Consider the following 16988-nt stretch of genomic DNA (forward strand, 5'->3'; position numbering starts at 1 on the left):
TGCGCAAATGGATATATCTGTTGTAATTCCCTTATATAATGAAGATGAGTCGCTCCCTGAGCTAGCCGCCTGGATAGCCAGGGTGATGCATGAGCACCGCTTCACTTATGAAGTTGTTTTTGTAGACGATGGGAGTACAGACAATTCCTGGGCTGTTATAGAAGATCTTAAAAAACAATACCCCGCCATACGGGCCATTAAATTCAGAAGGAACTATGGCAAATCGGCTGCCCTGAACGTCGCCTTTGAGGCTGCTCAGGGCGATGTGGTAGTTACCATGGATGCCGACCTGCAGGATAGTCCGGATGAGATCCCGGAACTTTACCGCAGGATTAAAGAAGAAAAGTTTGACCTGATCTCCGGATGGAAAAAGAAACGCTATGATCCGGTAACCAAGACGATCCCTACCAAACTGTTCAATGCGGCTACCAGGCGCATGTCGGGCATCAAACTGAATGATTTTAATTGTGGTTTGAAGGCGTATCGCAAAGATGTGATTAAGACCATAGAGGTTTACGGCGAAATGCACAGGTACATACCGGTAATTGCGAAATGGGCAGGATTTAAAAAGATCGGGGAGCAGGTGGTAGAACACCGGGCGCGTAAGTATGGCGTCACCAAGTTTGGTCTGAGCCGCTTTATTAATGGTTTCCTGGATCTGCTGTCCATTTTCTTTGTGGGTAAGTTTGGCAAAAGACCCATGCACTTTTTTGGTTCACTTGGCGTATTGAGTTTTCTGATGGGTACTTTTATGGCGCTCTGGCTTATCGGCGAGAAGCTATATCATTTGTCGGCCGGCATACCCTATCGGAGGGATGTGACCGACCAGCCTTTATTCTATATCGCACTTGTGGCCATTATTGTAGGTTCACAGCTGTTTTTAACTGGTTTTGTTGCAGAACTCGTTACCCGTAACGCACCGGAACGGAACCAGTATCTTATTGAAAGGGAACTTCATTAACACATGTTTTTTTCCATCATAATTCCGCTTTACAATCGCCCGCAGGAGATCGACGAGCTGTTGCATACACTCACCAAACAGAGCTATATGCAGTTTGAAGTGCTCGTTATAGAAGACGGATCGGTGAACGATGCGGCGGCTATCGTACAGAAATACAGCAATGTACTGGATATTAAATATTATGTGAAGCCGAACTCGGGACAGGGTTTTAGCCGTAACTTCGGTTTTGAGCGTGCCTCGGGAGATTACTTTGTTATTTTCGATTCAGACTGCCTGATCCCTTCCACCTATCTGGAAACCGTGCGTGACTATCTGTATGAGCACAAGTTAGACGCCTATGGTGGCCCCGATGCGGCGCATGGCAGTTTTACACCAGTCCAAAAAGCCATCAGTTATTCGATGACTTCACCCTTTACCACAGGCGGGATCCGCGGAAACCGGAAGCATATCGGACAGTTTCATCCACGCAGTTTTAATATGGGCGTATCGCGTCAGGTCTGGGAGAAAGTCGGCGGATTTATCCTGACCAGGCTGGGGGAAGACATTGAATACAGCATCAGAATCCATGAGGCAGGTTTTAAGATAGGTTTGATACCTGATGCCTATGTGTATCATAAGCGCCGAACCAGCTTCATGCAGTTTTACAAACAACTTCACTTTTTCGGTCGCGCACGCATCAATGTGTATAAGCATTTCCCGGCCGAACTAAAACTCGTACATTTCTTTCCTGCGGCCTTCACCTGTTTTGCAGGCCTTACCATACTTTTCAATGTGTTTCGTCTGCCGCTGGCATTTACTGCCAACATTTTGATACTGGTATACTTTATGTTGATATTTTTTCACGCCTGCGTTGTCAACAAGTCGTTAAAAGTTGCAATTTTGAGTGTTGTTGCTTCGTTTATACAGCTCACAGCGTATGGACTTGGTTTTATGCAGGATTTTATAAAGAGAGTAGTATTTAAACAATGATTGATTTTTTAAAGGAAAGTACCTTTGCTGTTAATGAAGTGATCGGCAAAGCCTGGACGGTAACCAAGCGAAATTACTTCTCTATTGCTACCTTATGCTTTCTGATGTTCATCACCTCGAATGCTTCGGGACTGATGGCGTTTTTTCTGAAAGACGTAAGTAAGGGTCTAAGTATTCTGATGGCCTTTATTTTCGCTATGTTTTACTTTACCATCAACTTGTCGCTGTTCAGGTATATATTTCATTTGCTTGACGATGAGGAGCATGATGTAAGTATTGTAAGTACTATCCCTACCCGCAGGCATATTATCAGGTTCCTGGTAGCCACTCTATATTTTATGTTGTGTATTGTGGGCGTTTATACGCTGGTAATACTGCTTGCCTTTCCTTTCATTTATACAGGCATACGTATGGAAGTGATCACCAATGTCGCCATTTCAGTAGGCATTGTAGCCATATTCATTACCTGGATCAGGATTTCGTTCTTTCCGTTCTTTATCCTGGACAAGAACCTGCCGCCCTTCGCCTCTATTAAATATAGTCTGGCCACCACAAGGGGCAACTTTACCAAGATTCTGCTGCTGCTGCTCATTTTGCTAAGTTTTCATTTGCTTTACTTATTTTTCAGTTACATACACTGGCCTTTTGTGGCCTTTTTCGTCAATATCCTCAGTTCGTTCATTGTTGTCCCGCTTTCCAGTGTGGCCCTCACTGTGGCCTACCGTAAAATGATGAGCGAGTATCAGGACAATGGAGAACCGGATATTATTCATAATATCGTTTAACATATTTTTATGGGCTGGAAAGCGGCATTAAGCAAACCATTTGCCGCCCTGGTAATGCGGGGTATCGACAAATGGAAGAAGGACGCTGTTAAGGCGCAGGAGGAAACGCTACGTATGCTGATACGCAAGGCGCAGCATACGGCCTTTGGGTGCGACCATCAGTTTTCCTCTATCAAGAACTACAGTGATTTTAAGCACTTGGTTCCTGTTCGCGACTATGAGGAGCTTCGTCCGTATGTAGACCGCGTGATAGCTGGCGAAGCCGACGTGTTGTGGAAGGGAAAGCCTGCCTACCTGGCCAAGACTTCAGGTACTACCTCGGGTGTTAAGTATATCCCGATCTCCAAAGAATCTATGCCTGAGCACATAAAAGCAGCCAGGAACGCTTTGTTGACCTATATCCATGAAACCGGCAAAGCCGATTTTGTGAACGGAAAGATGATTTTCCTGCAGGGCAGCCCCCTGCTTAGCGAAAAGCATGGCATTAAAGTGGGCAGGCTCTCGGGTATTGTGGCCAACCTGGTCCCGGCCTATCTGCAAAAAAACAGGCTGCCTTCGTTTGCCACCAACTGTATTGAAGATTGGGAGCAGAAAGTAGATGCCATTGTTTCCGAGACGGTGAATGAAGACATGCGGCTGATCTCCGGAATCCCGCCCTGGGTACAGATGTATTTTGATCGTCTGATACAGCAATCGGGTGGCAAACCCATAAAAGATATATTCCCGAATTTTAGCTTGTATGTTTACGGAGGCGTCAATTTTGAACCATACCGTGCAAAGATCGAAGCCAGTATTGGCGAACGCATCGATGCGATAGAGACCTATCCGGCTTCCGAAGGCTTTATTGCGTACCAGGATTCTCAGAGCGATAAGGGCTTGCTGCTGCTCGCAGATGCTGGGATTTTTTATGAGTTTGTGCCGGCCGACGAGTATTACAATGATAACCCTCAACGGATTAGCCTGAAGGATGTGGAACTTGATAAGAATTATGCGCTGATTCTGAACACCAATGCCGGGCTATGGGGTTACAGCATTGGCGATACAGTTAAGTTTGTGTCCCTCAATCCCTATAAGATCGTGGTTACAGGACGCATCAAGCATTTTATATCGGCTTTTGGCGAGCATGTGATCGGTGAAGAAGTGGAGCACGCACTGCTTAGCGTAGCTAATAAAGAAGGGGTTGGTATCACAGAATTTACGGTAGCGCCCCGCATAGCGGTTGAAGCCGGAGAACTTCCTTATCACGAATGGTTTATAGAGTTTTCCAGGCCGCCGGCCGATCTTCCTGCTTTCAGCAAAAAGGTAGATGAGGCACTACAAAAGAAGAATATTTACTATTTTGACCTGATTGAAGGGAAAATCCTGCAGCCGTTAATTATAAGACCTTTGGAAAAAGATGCTTTTGTCAATTATATGCGCTCGCAGGGTAAACTGGGAGGGCAAAACAAGGTGCCGCGACTGGCTAATGACAGGAAGATTGCGGATGATTTAATCGCGTTTATACATTGAAGAATATATCTATACTAGGTGCAACGGGCTCTATCGGGACCCAGGCCTTGGAGGTTGTTGAAGCCCACGCAGATTTGTACCGCGTCTGCGCGCTTACCGCGCATTCGAACGCCAAACTTCTGATCAGTCAGGCGCAAAAGTTTAAGCCGGACCTGGTAGTGATTGGTGAGAACCAGTGCTACGGCGAAGTAAAAGCAGCCTTGCCGGGCATCAAGGTACTGACCGGTCAGCAGGCGCTGTGCGAAGCAGCGGCATTGCCTCAGGCCGAGCTGGTGCTTACCGCGCTGGTGGGCGCTGCGGGCTTACAGCCTACCATTTCTGCCATTGAGGCCGGGAAGGACATTGCGCTGGCCAACAAAGAAACGCTTGTTGTTGCAGGCGACATCGTGACGCAGCTTGCGCAGCAGCATGGCGTAAAGATCATTCCGGTTGATTCCGAGCATTCGGCTATTTACCAGTGCCTGGTAGGTGAGGAAGGTAATCCGGTAGAAAAGATTTACCTGACTGCATCGGGTGGCCCGTTCAGGGGAAAGGATCGCGAAGCACTGTCGGGGGTGACTAAAGCTGCGGCTTTAAAGCATCCAAACTGGACCATGGGCGCAAAGATCACCATCGATTCTGCTTCGTTGATGAATAAAGGACTGGAGGTGATCGAAGCACGCTGGCTGTTTGGTCTTGACCCGGATCAGATCGACGTCATTGTTCACCCTCAATCTATCGTACATTCACTGGTGCAATTTACCGATGGTTCTATAAAAGCCCAGATGGGTTTGCCCGATATGAAGCTGCCAATCCACTATGCTTTAGCCTATCCAGGCAGAATAACGAGCAGCTACGAACGTTTTAGTTTTATGGATTATCCGGAGTTCACGTTCTCCAAACCTGACATGCATACCTTCCGCAACCTGCAGCTGGCATACCATGCGCTCAGGAAGGGCGGCAATATGCCTTGTATCATCAATGCGGCCAACGAAGTTGTGGTCAATGCCTTTTTAAACGACCAGATCGGCTTTCTGCAAATGAGCGACGTGATTGAGCGTTGTATGGAAGATATCCCCTTTATAGAAAAGCCAAGCCTCGATAATTATTTAGAAACCGACAGCTATACCCGTATATTTGCCGGCGACTTGGTAACAAAACAAGCTTATTTAACTCAAAACATAAAATATTAGACTAAGATATGAGCGGACTGATTATGGCGGCCCAGTTACTCCTGGGATTATCGATACTGGTTATTTTGCACGAGCTGGGGCACTTCCTTGCGGCACGGGCATTCGGAATTAAGGTAGAAAAGTTCTACCTTTTCTTTGATGCCTGGGGCGTGAAGTTGTTCAGCATAAAGAGGGGCGACTGCGAGTACGGAATCGGCTGGCTGCCCTTGGGCGGCTATGTGAAAATCGCTGGGATGATCGATGAATCTATGGATACCGAGCAGATGAAGCAACCCGCACAGCCCTGGGAGTTCCGTTCAAAACCTGCATGGCAGCGGCTCATCGTTATGCTGGGCGGTGTAATTGTGAATATTGTGGTAGGTATCCTGATTTTCTGGATGCTGACGTTCAAATACGGCGAAAGTTTTATCCCGAATTCAACGGTTGCGGGTATTAATCCTGGTGTTATCGGCAAGGAGATTGGTTTAAAGCAGGGCGATAAGGTTGTGGCCGTTAACGGAAAGAAGGTGATCCGTTTTGATGAATTGATCAGTTCTCAAGTGCTGCTAGGCAATACGAACCTTACAGTGATCCGCGATGGCAAGGCACTGGACATTAAAGTGCCCGACAATATATTAAACAAGGTTTCTGACCTTGGTATTGAAGAATTCATCAGCAGGATGCCGCTGGTATCTACAACGCTCGATAGCATTCCTGAAACAATGCCTGCGTATAAAGCCGGAGTGCGTAAGGGGGATAAGGTGCTTGCAGTTAATGGTCAGCCCGTAAAATATGACGTTGATGTTAAAAGGATCGTCAAGCAGAATAAAGCCAAGCCGGTTACGTTTGACATCATGCGCGGCGGCGAGCAGCTTAGCTTAACCATCCCCGTAGATACAGCCGGTACCATCGGCGTCTATTTCAATCATGCAAACGAACTTCGCGAGCAAACCATTCACTACGGATTGTTTGAGTCGCTGCCGATAGGAATAAATCAGGCCTGGAAGGTGTTTAGCGACAATGGAAAGGGCATCTGGAAGGTGCTTACCGGAAAGATACATGCCAACAAGGCATTTTCAGGCCCTGTAGAGATTGCGCGTAAGGTTTACGGAGGTGAATGGATATGGGCCAGGTTCTGGGCTTCAACCGGTTTTATCTCTATTGCACTGGCCTTCATGAACCTGCTTCCTATTCCGGCGCTAGACGGTGGTCACGTCGTATTTCTAATCATTGAGATGATCAAAGGCAAGCCCCTGGGCGATAAGTTTATGGAGCGGGCGCAGATTGTGGGCTTTGTATTGTTGCTGTCGCTCATGGTATTTGTGCTGGGCAACGATATATTTAAAGCGATAATGCAGTAGCGATGACAGATTATTTTGCTTTTTACGGGCTACCGCTGAGCTTCAATCCCGATCAGGAGCTCGTTAAGCAGCAGTATTATGCGCTGAGCAAGCGTTATCACCCCGACTTTTACATCAATGAAAGTGAGGAGAAGCAGTCGGAGGTTTTGGAGCTCAGTACACTGAACAACAAAGCCTACCAGGTGCTGAGCAACAGGGAGCGCCTGATTCAGTATGTGCTTGAACTGGAAGGTGTGATTAGTGAGGGCGAAAACTACGCTCTACCTCAGGATTTCCTGATGGATATGATGGATATCAATGAATCGCTCATGGATCTAAGTATGGAACCCGATGCAGAGCGCCTTGCCTTGCTCGACCAGGAAGTGGCGGCAATCGAACAAGGGCTGTCAGCCCACCTCGACGAGCGCTTTCAGGAGTTTGCGCAACAAGAAGGGGAAGCGCGGGCGATAACGCTGCAAAAGATCAAAGACTTGTATTACCGAGGGAAATATTTGCAAAGGCTGAGAGGTAACATCAGCAAAGCCATGGTATAAAACCCGAAGTAACAAAAAAAGCCCTTGTCTGAGACAAGGGCTTTTTAATTGCATAGCCAGGTGGTTATTTGCCTGGAAGACTGCCATTAACGCGGTTCAGTTTGTCGGAGAACAGCTTCATATAAAAGCCGCCCACCACACTTCTCGCTTTAAAGTTATCACGAATACCCGTGTTGGTATCGTAGAAGTCGTTTAGAGGTACTCTCGACTCGGTTTCTACCGCATGCTTGTAAACCGGTGCAACCAGGGCTTTGAAGTCCTTCTCATTGCTCGTAAAGGTGGCTGTCCACAAGATCCAGTCGTTCTTGGTGTAGGCCTTTCTGCTGTCTAAAGGCAGTCCGTACCGGTTTTGCTTGGTCAGGTAGTATTTGATCTCCGTGTCGTACACCTTTTGAGGGAAAAGGTCTAAGTTCAATACTTTATCCCAAACCAGGTTATACTTCTGACTCCAGGTATTCTTGTTGTCGAAAGTCAGCGCATAGTGATCTCCCGCGTCTGCCATTTGCATCCACTGAGGTACCATGGACTTAGCAATGTCACGGTATTTTTTTGCGGTCTCGCTGTAACCTAGAGACTCTGCCAATTGCGCATAGCAGGCAATACCTACAATAGCTTTTACAGAAAGGTTCGCGTTTCTGGCCAGGTGGCCCGCGAAGTCGTCAGTACACAATTGTGTTTTCGGATCCAGTCCCTCCCTGGTCAGATAGTCTGCCCAGGTCGTCAAAGTTTTCCAGTGCTTTTTAGCATAATTCGCATTTCCCTGTGCCTTTGCGATGGCTGCGGTAAGGATAATCATGTTGCCCGACTCCTCCACCGGCATAGGCTCGCCGTAGGTTTGTCCGTTGGCCAGAGGGTACGTGCCAAGGTCGTGCGCAGCCCATGGATGCGGATATTTACCGCTCTCGCTGAAATAGAAAATACCGTTCAGCATGCCCTGCAGCAGCTGAGGGTTGTAGATCAGGTATAGCGGAGCCGATGGGTAGGTCACGTCTACCGTGTTGATAAAGCCACCGCTGTTGTTTTCCTTAGACAACCAAAGGATTTCCCGTTCCGGACTTTTCACGAGGGTATGAGCGGCAATACTCTGACGGTATGCCAGGTTACATAATTCCGCGTAATCCTTGCCGCCAGATTTCAGGGCATCCGCATAAACAGTTTTGTTGAATGCCTCGCACTTTGCCAAAACAGCTTTGTAAGCGTTCGAAGCATCCGTCATTTGTCCCTCAATGGTTTCCTTACCCGATGTATTCCACCATGGTCTGAGGTTCCTCTTAAAGTACTGAATGGAATAGATCTCATCGTAAGCCAGCTGGATATATTTCTCAACCGGCGTACTGTTCACGCTTCCAAAAGGAATGATGGTATTCAGTGCCAGCGAACGACCTTTTTGAGCCGTGGTGGTTACAATGCCTTTTCTGAACGCATCTGCTGCATTCTTCTGAGGCGTAATAAATTGAATGGCTCCAGCCGTTTTAGGCGCAGCTACATAAAAATAACCCCAGTCGATACGCATATCATCGGCGGCCTTTTGCAGTACGGGCTGCTCGACGGTACCGGTTTTAAGGATATTTAGTTTGGCTGTGCTGTATTTTTGCGCCGTTACCTCCTGCGCCGGGCGATACACGGCAATATCCGAAGAGGCACTCATAAATACTTTTACCTGGTGCGCTTTGTTGTCGTTGGCTTTTACCTGGTAGGTCACATAAGATACCGGACGTGCAAGCACACCCAGATCATCCATCAACAGGGGAGACGTAAAGGTCAGTTTCAAATCTACCTTTCCGCAAGTAAAATCATAAACGGTTTGGGTTGCCTTAAACTCTACGTTCGTCTGCCTGGCAAGTTGTACGGCGCCCGACTCGTCTTTCAGTTTATTGGAAAGTCCGAAATCGAGATAGCGGCCTCCCGCCGTGTTTACCAGGTGTATCGCGATCACGTTTTTGCCTTTTTTCAAGGCACGCTTATCGCTGTCGCTAAGCGCGATGTACTGAAAGTTCGATGTCCAGCCCACCTTGGTATAAATCTTCTTCCCGTTCAGGTACAGGTTGATGTTATCATCATGGTTCAGCTTTAGATAAAGCTCGTTTACAGACTCCGGGTTTGTTACGTCAAAAGTTCTTCTCACCCAGATGTCGTGCGATTTCCACATGGTTTTTGCCGTTTTCGCATCATCCCCGATTGGGGCAGCACCTGTACGCCAGCTTGATGCATCGTAATCGGCCGACTGCCAGTCGCCCTCAGGCTCCTTCTCGGTATATTTTACCTGGTATGGCGCATCGTCGGAGGCAGCAACCACGGTTTGGTAGTTGGGCGCCTCTTTGCCCATAAAACGGTAAATCGTGCCGTCTACGTTGATCATACCTAAAAGCGAATGATCTGCGCCAGTCCAGTGCTGGGTGGCCGACTCGTTCAGCTTATCGGTGCTCGACCAGATACTAAAGTTTGGATTGTGGGTAATGAGGGGGTAGGCTGGGGCCTTTCGGTCCTGCGCGCCGGCCGGATTGGCAAGCGAACCGCAGGCCACTAGGGTTAGCAGCCCGAAGAGTTTGGTTTTGTTCATCATTTGTGTGTTAACTATAGGTTCCGCGTTTTACATCGCGTAAAACGGTTCCCTAAAATAGGAAAATTATTTCAAGTAAGCGCCAGGCGGGCTGCGTTCTAGCTTACGAGTCTTGCAGACGTGTCGTTACTTGCCTTACGCGTCCCTGCTCATTTCCGGATTATAATGCAGTCCGGGTGTAAGCCAGTAGAGCAGTATTACCCGCGAAAAGCGGTAGTTGAAGGGCGAAAGGATGAGTACTGCCGGAAATATGGTGGCAATATACAGCCACATGTTTTCCAGGTTGCCCGTTAAAACGTAGGTGGCTACAGCAATCGATATGATCTCCGCCACGTTCATGGCATAGCTGATAAACATCGAAACGTAAAAGTACCCCGGCTCACGTTCAAATCTTAGTCCGCAATGCGGGCACGTGACATGCATTTTCTGAAGCTTAAAACCGTACATTGGTCCGTCGAACATGTTTCCTCTTCTGCATCTTGGGCATTTGGCGTGCATCGCTGCCGAAAATTCTGAACTCGTATCAATTTTTAAAGGCTTCATCGTCTTATTTTTTTAAAGTATGTTTTCTAAATTCTTCCGGTGTCTGACCTACATACTTCTTGAAGAACTTCGTAAAATAGGAGTTGTCGTTAAAGTTCAGTTGCATGGAGATTTCGCTGATCGGGAGATCGAGATTTACGAGCAGTCTTTTAGCTTCAAGCACCACCCTGTTCCGGATCACTTCGCCGGCCGGCATGCCTAACAGATCGTTACATAAGGCATTCAGATGATTAGGCGTAATGTACAACAGTTCCGCATAGGCCTTAGGCAGTCTGAGTTCAGCGAAGTTCCGTTCAATCAGTTGCTGAAAATTCTTGAGCAGGGTATAGTTGTACGATGTAACGTAAGCGTCGGGCTTTTCAGCAACCAGGTCAGACAGCATGATAAACATTTTTAACAACAGTATTCTGATATAGTCGTCGCTAAACCGCTTGCTTTGATTTCCTGCGATGAGCAGCTCCTCGAATATCCCGCCTATGGCCCGGCGACAATCCTCAGGGACTTCCAAAACGGAATCCCTGACAACGCCTGAGAAGAAACTGAACTTTTGCAGATAATCGGTAAGCAGTAAAAAGGACTGAAAGTAATTACTGGAAAAGTTAACCACGTAGCCGTCGACCGCCCCGGTAAAGCTCCAGCTGTGTACCTGCCCGGGAATCATAAAATAGATTTGCCAGGGCTTAACCTCAAAGTTCTCGAAATCAATGGAATGATGTCCGGATCCTTCTGTAAAAAGTACGACATGATAGAAGCTATGCCGATGGGCGTAATGTAAATGCTGATGCGTTTTAGAATAGGGGCCAAACCGGCTCACAATGATGTCTTCCTTACGAAAGCCTGTGAAGCTGCTGATATCGTATATAGGAATCTCATTTTTCATACCACAAAGTTACCTGATATTGATCGGTAATAATGGTATTGCTTACCTGAGTTATGGTGTTTTTTACCGATTCGTAAATTCGTAGACCGTCTGCGAGCGGTAAACTTCACCTGGCTTTAGCAATGTGCTGGGGAATGCCCGTTGATTGGGAGCGTCAGGATAATGCTGAAATTCCAGGCAAAAACCCCCGTATCTCGTCATGGGCTGCTGCTGTCTGCCTGTTAAGCCGGGGTTCAGGTGATTTCCTGTATAAAACACCAATCCCGGCTCGGTAGAGTAGGCTTTCAACACACGGCCAGAGTGCGGCTCGTAAGCCTGCGCAGCGAGTCTTAACTTCCCGGACTGATTTTTCAACACATAAGTAAGATCATAGCCGTTACCTATTTTCAATGCTGGGTGCTCGTCCTTTATCCGCTTGCCAATCGCTTGTGCCCTGGAGAAATCCAATGCTGTCCCATTTACAGGCAGGATTTTCCCAGAGGGGATATTGTTTCTGTCGGCCTCCAGGTATTTGTCAGACAGGATGCGTAATTCCGTATCCAAAACAGTCGCCGGACTTCCGCCTGAGAGATTAAAATAAGTGTGATTGGTAAGGTTTACATGCGTAGGCCGGTCGGTAATAGCCGTATAATCCATCTTCAGTTCATTTTTGCTGGTCAGCGTGTAAACCACGCTTACTTCAAGATTTCCAGGATAGCCTTCTTCTCCGTCCCGGCTTAGGTAACTCATTCTTATGCCAGGCCCGTCGCCCTTCCTGATCTCTTCTACATTCCAGATCCTTTTATCAAAGCCAAGTTTACCGCCGTGAATATTCGAGCTCAGGATATACTCCTGAGCCCCGATGGTAAATCGCCCTTTAGCAATGCGGTTGGCCACACGACCTACTATGGCGCCCATTAAGGGGTTGCGAGGGGATGTGTACGCATGAAGCGAATCGAACCCTAACACAACGCTGCTCAAAACTCCGTTTCTGTCGGGAACACGGATATCCGTAATTGTAGCTCCATAACTTATGAGCTTCACCTGCATACCTTGTGCGTTGGTTAATACGTATTCATAAATCTCCTGTCCGTCGATTTTCCCAAAAAGGTGTTTGGAGAGATGTTGCCCCTGTGCAGTCGCACAGACCTGATGTAATAATAGTAAGACAAAGACTATCAAATTTTTAAGCATTTTCATTTTTACCTATTTTTAATCATCCCACAACGATTAATATACGATATTGGGGTGTATACACAAAAAAACCAGATATGAACCTTACTTACCTGCGATCGCTCTTTTCCGCTGCGAGGAATATTTTTGTCATGGCGTTGCTCTTTTTTCCAATGCTGAGTTTCGGACAAAAGCAAGTCCGCTTAACAAATTATGTCAACCCTTTATTGGGTACCACGGTGCTGACCGATTCCGCGCTTTTAGGCTACAACCCGCCATGGCGCACCTGGAATGGCCTTACAGGCCCCGGCGCTACAGTGCCGCACGGCATGGTACAGGTGGTGCCGGTGACCACCTATGGCAGCGGCAGTGGATATGAGTACGAGGTAAATACCATAAAGGCGATTGCGCAAACGAGCGGAAACCATTGGGGCGACCTTAACATACCGGTGATGCCTTTGGAGGGAACGGATTTTACGGCAGATGATTTTGCTTCTGTCTACAGTCACTCCACGGAGGTGGCGCGACCCGGATATTATGAGGTCGTGCTGGAACGCTATAAGGTAAAGGCTCAGCTTACGGCCACAAAACGAGCCGCATATCATAAATATACGTATACAGGCGGTCAGGCCAAGAAACTGGCGTTCGATCTTGTTCGTGCTGGTGGGGGAAGCAGCACCTGGGAACTCAGTCGGGCAGGCGACTACGCGGTAACCGGAAGGCAGGGCAATCTCTATTTCTATGCCGTGATGAACCATAAGATAAAAAGCATCGATGCACACAAACGAAATCCGAATCAGCCAGAAATTCCGCGCAGCGGGCAGGGCGCCGGGGGCCAGCGAAAACTCACCGGAAACCTCGATGTTACCGTAATTACCTTTGAGAACTCCAATCGCCCGCTCGAGCTTAAAATTACCCTCTCACGAGTCAGCCCCGAGGGTGCAAAAGCTAACTATGACGCGGAGATTGCCAACAAGGACTTTGATCAGGTGTATAGCGAAGCAGATAAAACCTGGGAACAACTCCTCGGTAAAATCAAGGTTACAGGCGGAACAGAGAAGCAAAAATCCATGTTCTATTCATGTCTGTACAGGCAGTTCTGTTACCCGAGCATAACCAGCGATGCCGATGGCAAAACAGGCGGGCTTGTCCAGAGCAATCCGGGGTTCGAAACTTATGCAAGTCCCGCACTCTGGGATGTTTTTCGTACCCAGCTCCCCGTTCTGGATTTAATTGAGCCGGAGGTAAGTAATAATGTTATCAGATCTATGATCCTCAATGGCGAGCGTTCCGGATTTCTGCCCACGTCATTCCATGGCGATTTCGCGTCGACCTATATCGCCGGTGCTTACGCCCGCGGAATAAGGGACTACGACGTTAAGGAAGCCTATCGCCTTATGCTTAACAATGCCAATACCCCAACGGGCGAAGGTGTTAGGGGACCAAGACCCCATAACGGCCAATACCTGAAATTAGGCTATCTGCCAGAAGCGGATATCAAGAACCCTACCACCGAAACGGTGTCTACCGCCGGCACTACCAAGACGCTTGAGTTTGCCTATTCTGATTACTCCATCGCACAACTGGCAAAAGCCTTGGGCGACAATGATACTTATAACATCATGATGAAACGGAGCCAGAACTACCGGAATGTTTTCGATGCACAGACCGGCTTCATGAGGGGGCGTCTCGCCGATGGAAAATGGGTTAGCCCGTTTGATCCGGGCTACCCTTACTATGAATTTATGTATCGGGAAGCAAATGCCTGGCAGGCCTCCTTCTTTGTCCCACAGGATACCAAGGGACTGATATCCTTATATCAAAGTCCCCGCGATTTTGAACTTAAAATAGACTCACTTTTTTCCGTTCCCTGGGGCGGCTATGCTAAAGATAACCTCTCGGTATTTCTCGGACAATTCTGTATGGGAAACCAACCCGACTTCGGTTATCCTTACCTCTACTATTTTGTGAATAAACCCGAGAAGTCACAGGCCATACTCAACAAACTCATGTCAGATTATTTCGGCATGGGGCCTGAAGGACTTGCCCTTGCAGGGATGGACGATTATGGGTCACTTACAGGCTGGTACGTATTAAACGCCATGGGCATATATCCTTATTCTCCCGCAGACCCTGAATACATCGTATCTGTACCTATTTTTGACAAAGTTGAAATGCAACTTGGCAATGGCAAAGTATTTACGATCAACAAAAGAGGAAAAGGGAAGAATATCTCAAAACTTACCATTGGGGGCGCTCCCTTAAATGGTTGGTTTATTAAGTATGCCGACCTTGCTCAGGGCAAGCCATTAGATATTTTTACTAAATGACCAGGCTTTGCTGATTCTTATACATTCTTATAAAGCATGTGTGTGTTATTTTATGGAATTTTCTAAGCAATCGCATCTTTCCACAAACAAGCTTTTGTTTATATGAAAAATCTCTGCCTCTCTCTGATTTGTATGCTATTTACAACAGTTAATTCATCTTTTGCTCAAGATGGACCGGCTATCCTCACTGAAATTAAGAACCATGTAGTTCCCATTGATACAGGGGGTTTCTACAAAGGCCATAATGAATACAAACAAAGTGTATTCAATAAGTTAAGGAAATTCAAAGTTTTAGGTATTGGAGAACAAACTCACGGTACACATGAATTTTTTCAAACAAAAAAAGCCCTTATTATTACATTGAGCCGTGAATATGGATATAACTTAGTCGGCCTGGAAGCACCGTTTGCGGAAGTAGAAAATTTAAACGGCTATGTGCTGGAAGGAAGAGGTGACTTGAAGGAAATTTTAAAGAGCTTTCGCCAATACACCTTTGAGTGCTCTGAATTTGAATCGCTGGTAGAAAGCCTCAAAGATGATAATAAGCACGCGGTCTCAAAAATTAAATTCTTTGGGTTTGATTTTCAAAGCCCTTTTGGAAGTCTAGAATATCTGTATAAGACAGACCAACTCAGAAAGGGTTTGAACGCCAAAAAAATTCAAGGTCTCATTAAGGCTTATACAAAACTGAATAACGAGCTTTATTCGCACAGTATTGACCCTTCAACTTTCTCAGAATTAAATGCGATAAGCAAAGAAGTCATAGATAATATGCAGGCGAACAGTAATAAGGATTCACAGCTAAATCAATACATTGAAAGCTACAATCAATTTCTGAAACTAAACAACCTTGTTCTAACAAACGATTCCTTGAGCATGAGTAAGCTCTCGTTGCTAAGAGATTCCCTGATGGCATTAAACATTGTTAATAATGTTACCGGAGAAAATAATATTATACTTTGGGCACACAACGCACATCTGCAAAAAACGCCCAGTATTTATTCAAAGTCTGTGGGGTATTTTTTGAAGAAAAAGTTAAAAGAAAGTTATGCGGTGGTGGGTCAAACTACTTCAACAGGATACTTTACCGGGTTTAATCCGACCGCTGGTAAAGTGACGAATAGAAACATCATTGTAAAACCACAGAATACAGATTTTGAATACTATTTTTCTTCAACAGGTATACCAATATTTTTTCTGGAATCTTCCAAAGTAAAAAATAACCGTTCTCCAGCGTATAGTTACAGGTTACTAGGATACGGTGTGACGGATAGGCAATTTGCACACGGCAACCTTCTTGCGGACTTCGATTTTATAATACACACAGAGACAACCACCGGTAACAACAGTTTTTATCTAAAATGACTTTTGGTGAGTAGTTTAGGATTTCTAGTCAAATAATTCATACAGACTGAAGATTACCAAGACTCATCTATAGCGAAAGCTGAACAAGTAGTTGCTAATAACTCCATTATTTTTAGATAATAAGTAGATAATAACTAGATAAATGGCTTATGGTTAAGCTATCATTGACATATCGTTGGTATATCTAATCGATATATCAACGATATACCAACCATATGCCAAGGATATACCAACGATATATCAACCCTCTACTTATTATGCACTTATTATCTAAATATATCCTGGTTATTACGAACGAGGTGACTTGATTATGTTGTGTTTGTTGGCTTGTGATAGCGGCTGAGATTTTTTGAGGAAACAGAGTGCGGTTAGGGGTATTCGACCATATGAGCTCCGCAACGTTGCTTAAAACATCCAAGCGTAAATATATACACTTAAATAAATTATGCGAATATTTGTTTTATGAAAGCCAGATTGAATTTAACAATTGATGAATCCTTATTGTCCCGCGTCAAACAATATTCTGAAAACAATAAGATTAGTATATCCAAATTGGTAGAACAGTATTTCAAAAGCATCTCGAAGCCTGCAATGAAGGAAAATATCATTGATATGGTAGAGCGTTTAAAGGAAGCGAAGTTTAACGTGAATGCAGATTTGAAAAATGGCTATTACGAAGAGCAAGCCGGTAAATATGGGTTTTAGACATTTTGGACTAAAAAATTCTGATAATTTTTGGAATTCTATAGAAAGTTTGCATCTTAGTTGTGCGAAATAATAATTAATAGACTTACAAACTTAAAAGAGGTACAATTCAAGTAGAATCATTTTAACAATATTCCTGGGTGAGCGGTTTGGAGCCGTATCTGATTTACCTCTGTAAAGAGTT

14 protein-coding genes are annotated in these 16988 nt (G+C 45.9%); 10 read left to right on the top strand and 4 right to left on the bottom strand.

Features of this window, described 5'->3' with window-relative positions:
- The first annotated feature begins 7 nt into the window (after window positions 1-7).
- The 7 genes from QEP07_RS15160 to QEP07_RS15190 are packed head-to-tail and all read left to right on the top strand — an operon-like array spanning window position 8 to window position 7269.
- The gene (locus QEP07_RS15160; protein ID WP_285010992.1) at window positions 8-961 is read left to right on the top strand and encodes a glycosyltransferase family 2 protein; all 954 of its coding nucleotides are present in this window, start codon (window positions 8-10) and stop codon (window positions 959-961) included.
- Window positions 962-964: 3 nt separating this feature from the next.
- The gene (locus QEP07_RS15165) at window positions 965-1930 is read left to right on the top strand and encodes a glycosyltransferase family 2 protein (RefSeq protein ID WP_285010994.1); all 966 of its coding nucleotides are present in this window, start codon (window positions 965-967) and stop codon (window positions 1928-1930) included.
- Window positions 1927-2715, top strand: coding sequence for a hypothetical protein (locus QEP07_RS15170; protein WP_285010995.1), 789 nt, complete (start codon window positions 1927-1929; stop codon window positions 2713-2715). The genes QEP07_RS15165 and QEP07_RS15170 overlap by 4 nt, the downstream gene beginning before the upstream one ends.
- A 9-nt stretch (window positions 2716-2724) precedes the next feature.
- Window positions 2725-4224 carry a GH3 auxin-responsive promoter family protein gene (locus QEP07_RS15175; RefSeq protein ID WP_285010997.1) on the top strand — a complete coding sequence of 500 codons (1500 nt, stop codon included), beginning with the start codon at window positions 2725-2727 and terminating at the stop codon, window positions 4222-4224.
- Complete coding sequence (locus QEP07_RS15180) at window positions 4221-5396, top strand: 1-deoxy-D-xylulose-5-phosphate reductoisomerase (RefSeq protein WP_285010998.1); 1176 nt, start codon at window positions 4221-4223, stop codon at window positions 5394-5396. Before QEP07_RS15175 ends, QEP07_RS15180 begins: the two co-directional genes overlap by 4 nt.
- An 8-nt stretch (window positions 5397-5404) precedes the next feature.
- Entirely contained in the window at window positions 5405-6736 is a 1332-nt protein-coding gene (gene rseP / locus QEP07_RS15185) for an RIP metalloprotease RseP (protein ID WP_285010999.1), read from the top strand.
- Window positions 6737-6738: 2 nt separating this feature from the next.
- Window positions 6739-7269, top strand: coding sequence for an iron-sulfur cluster co-chaperone HscB C-terminal domain-containing protein (locus tag QEP07_RS15190; protein ID WP_285011001.1), 531 nt, complete (start codon window positions 6739-6741; stop codon window positions 7267-7269).
- Between the two features lie 64 nt (window positions 7270-7333).
- Here QEP07_RS15190 and QEP07_RS15195 read toward each other — a convergent pair whose 3' ends face one another.
- From QEP07_RS15195 to QEP07_RS15210, 4 genes are all read right to left on the bottom strand, one after another.
- On the bottom strand, window positions 7334-9829 hold the full coding sequence (locus QEP07_RS15195; protein ID WP_285011150.1) for a glutaminase family protein: 2496 nt from the start codon (window positions 9827-9829) through the stop codon (window positions 7334-7336).
- 135 nt (window positions 9830-9964) lie between these two features.
- Window positions 9965-10372: a DUF983 domain-containing protein gene (locus QEP07_RS15200; protein ID WP_285011003.1), complete on the bottom strand. Its 408-nt coding sequence runs from the start codon at window positions 10370-10372 to the stop codon at window positions 9965-9967.
- Window positions 10373-10376: 4 nt separating this feature from the next.
- The gene (locus QEP07_RS15205; protein ID WP_285011004.1) at window positions 10377-11252 is read right to left on the bottom strand and encodes a helix-turn-helix domain-containing protein; all 876 of its coding nucleotides are present in this window, start codon (window positions 11250-11252) and stop codon (window positions 10377-10379) included.
- A 63-nt stretch (window positions 11253-11315) separates the two neighbouring features.
- Window positions 11316-12431: an aldose epimerase family protein gene (locus QEP07_RS15210; RefSeq protein ID WP_285011006.1), complete on the bottom strand. Its 1116-nt coding sequence runs from the start codon at window positions 12429-12431 to the stop codon at window positions 11316-11318.
- A gap of 71 nt (window positions 12432-12502) precedes the next feature.
- Between QEP07_RS15210 and QEP07_RS15215 the strand changes: the two genes are divergently transcribed.
- The 3 genes from QEP07_RS15215 to QEP07_RS15225 all read left to right on the top strand — a co-directional run bounded on the left by QEP07_RS15215 (window position 12503) and on the right by QEP07_RS15225 (window position 16804).
- Window positions 12503-14734, top strand: coding sequence for a GH92 family glycosyl hydrolase (locus tag QEP07_RS15215; RefSeq protein WP_285011007.1), 2232 nt, complete (start codon window positions 12503-12505; stop codon window positions 14732-14734).
- Window positions 14735-14836: 102 nt separating this feature from the next.
- On the top strand, window positions 14837-16099 hold the full coding sequence (locus tag QEP07_RS15220) for an erythromycin esterase family protein (RefSeq protein WP_285011010.1): 1263 nt from the start codon (window positions 14837-14839) through the stop codon (window positions 16097-16099).
- Between the two features lie 462 nt (window positions 16100-16561).
- Entirely contained in the window at window positions 16562-16804 is a 243-nt protein-coding gene (locus QEP07_RS15225; protein WP_285011012.1) for a DUF6364 family protein, read from the top strand.
- Window positions 16805-16988 lie beyond the last annotated feature (184 nt).

It is taken from the genome of Pedobacter faecalis (assembly GCF_030182585.1).
Lineage (GTDB): Bacteria > Bacteroidota > Bacteroidia > Sphingobacteriales > Sphingobacteriaceae > Pedobacter > Pedobacter faecalis.

Bases quoted from the DNA above. Each gene is read 5' to 3' on its own strand.
- QEP07_RS15175 (WP_285010997.1), top strand. From the start codon at position 2,725: ATGGGCTGGAAAGCGGCATTAAGCAAACCATTTGCCGCCCTGGTAATG.
- QEP07_RS15190 (WP_285011001.1), top strand. From the start codon at position 6,739: ATGACAGATTATTTTGCTTTTTACGGGCTACCGCTGAGCTTCAATCCC.
- QEP07_RS15220 (WP_285011010.1), top strand. From the start codon at position 14,837: ATGAAAAATCTCTGCCTCTCTCTGATTTGTATGCTATTTACAACAGTT.
- QEP07_RS15165 (WP_285010994.1), top strand. From the start codon at position 965: ATGTTTTTTTCCATCATAATTCCGCTTTACAATCGCCCGCAGGAGATC.
- QEP07_RS15210 (WP_285011006.1), bottom strand. From the start codon at position 12,431: ATGAAAATGCTTAAAAATTTGATAGTCTTTGTCTTACTATTATTACAT.
- QEP07_RS15225 (WP_285011012.1), top strand. From the start codon at position 16,562: ATGAAAGCCAGATTGAATTTAACAATTGATGAATCCTTATTGTCCCGC.
- QEP07_RS15205 (WP_285011004.1), bottom strand. From the start codon at position 11,252: ATGAAAAATGAGATTCCTATATACGATATCAGCAGCTTCACAGGCTTT.
- QEP07_RS15170 (WP_285010995.1), top strand. From the start codon at position 1,927: ATGATTGATTTTTTAAAGGAAAGTACCTTTGCTGTTAATGAAGTGATC.
- QEP07_RS15215 (WP_285011007.1), top strand. From the start codon at position 12,503: ATGAACCTTACTTACCTGCGATCGCTCTTTTCCGCTGCGAGGAATATT.
- rseP (WP_285010999.1), top strand. From the start codon at position 5,405: ATGAGCGGACTGATTATGGCGGCCCAGTTACTCCTGGGATTATCGATA.
- QEP07_RS15200 (WP_285011003.1), bottom strand. From the start codon at position 10,372: ATGAAGCCTTTAAAAATTGATACGAGTTCAGAATTTTCGGCAGCGATG.
- QEP07_RS15195 (WP_285011150.1), bottom strand. From the start codon at position 9,829: ATGAACAAAACCAAACTCTTCGGGCTGCTAACCCTAGTGGCCTGCGGT.
- QEP07_RS15160 (WP_285010992.1), top strand. From the start codon at position 8: ATGGATATATCTGTTGTAATTCCCTTATATAATGAAGATGAGTCGCTC.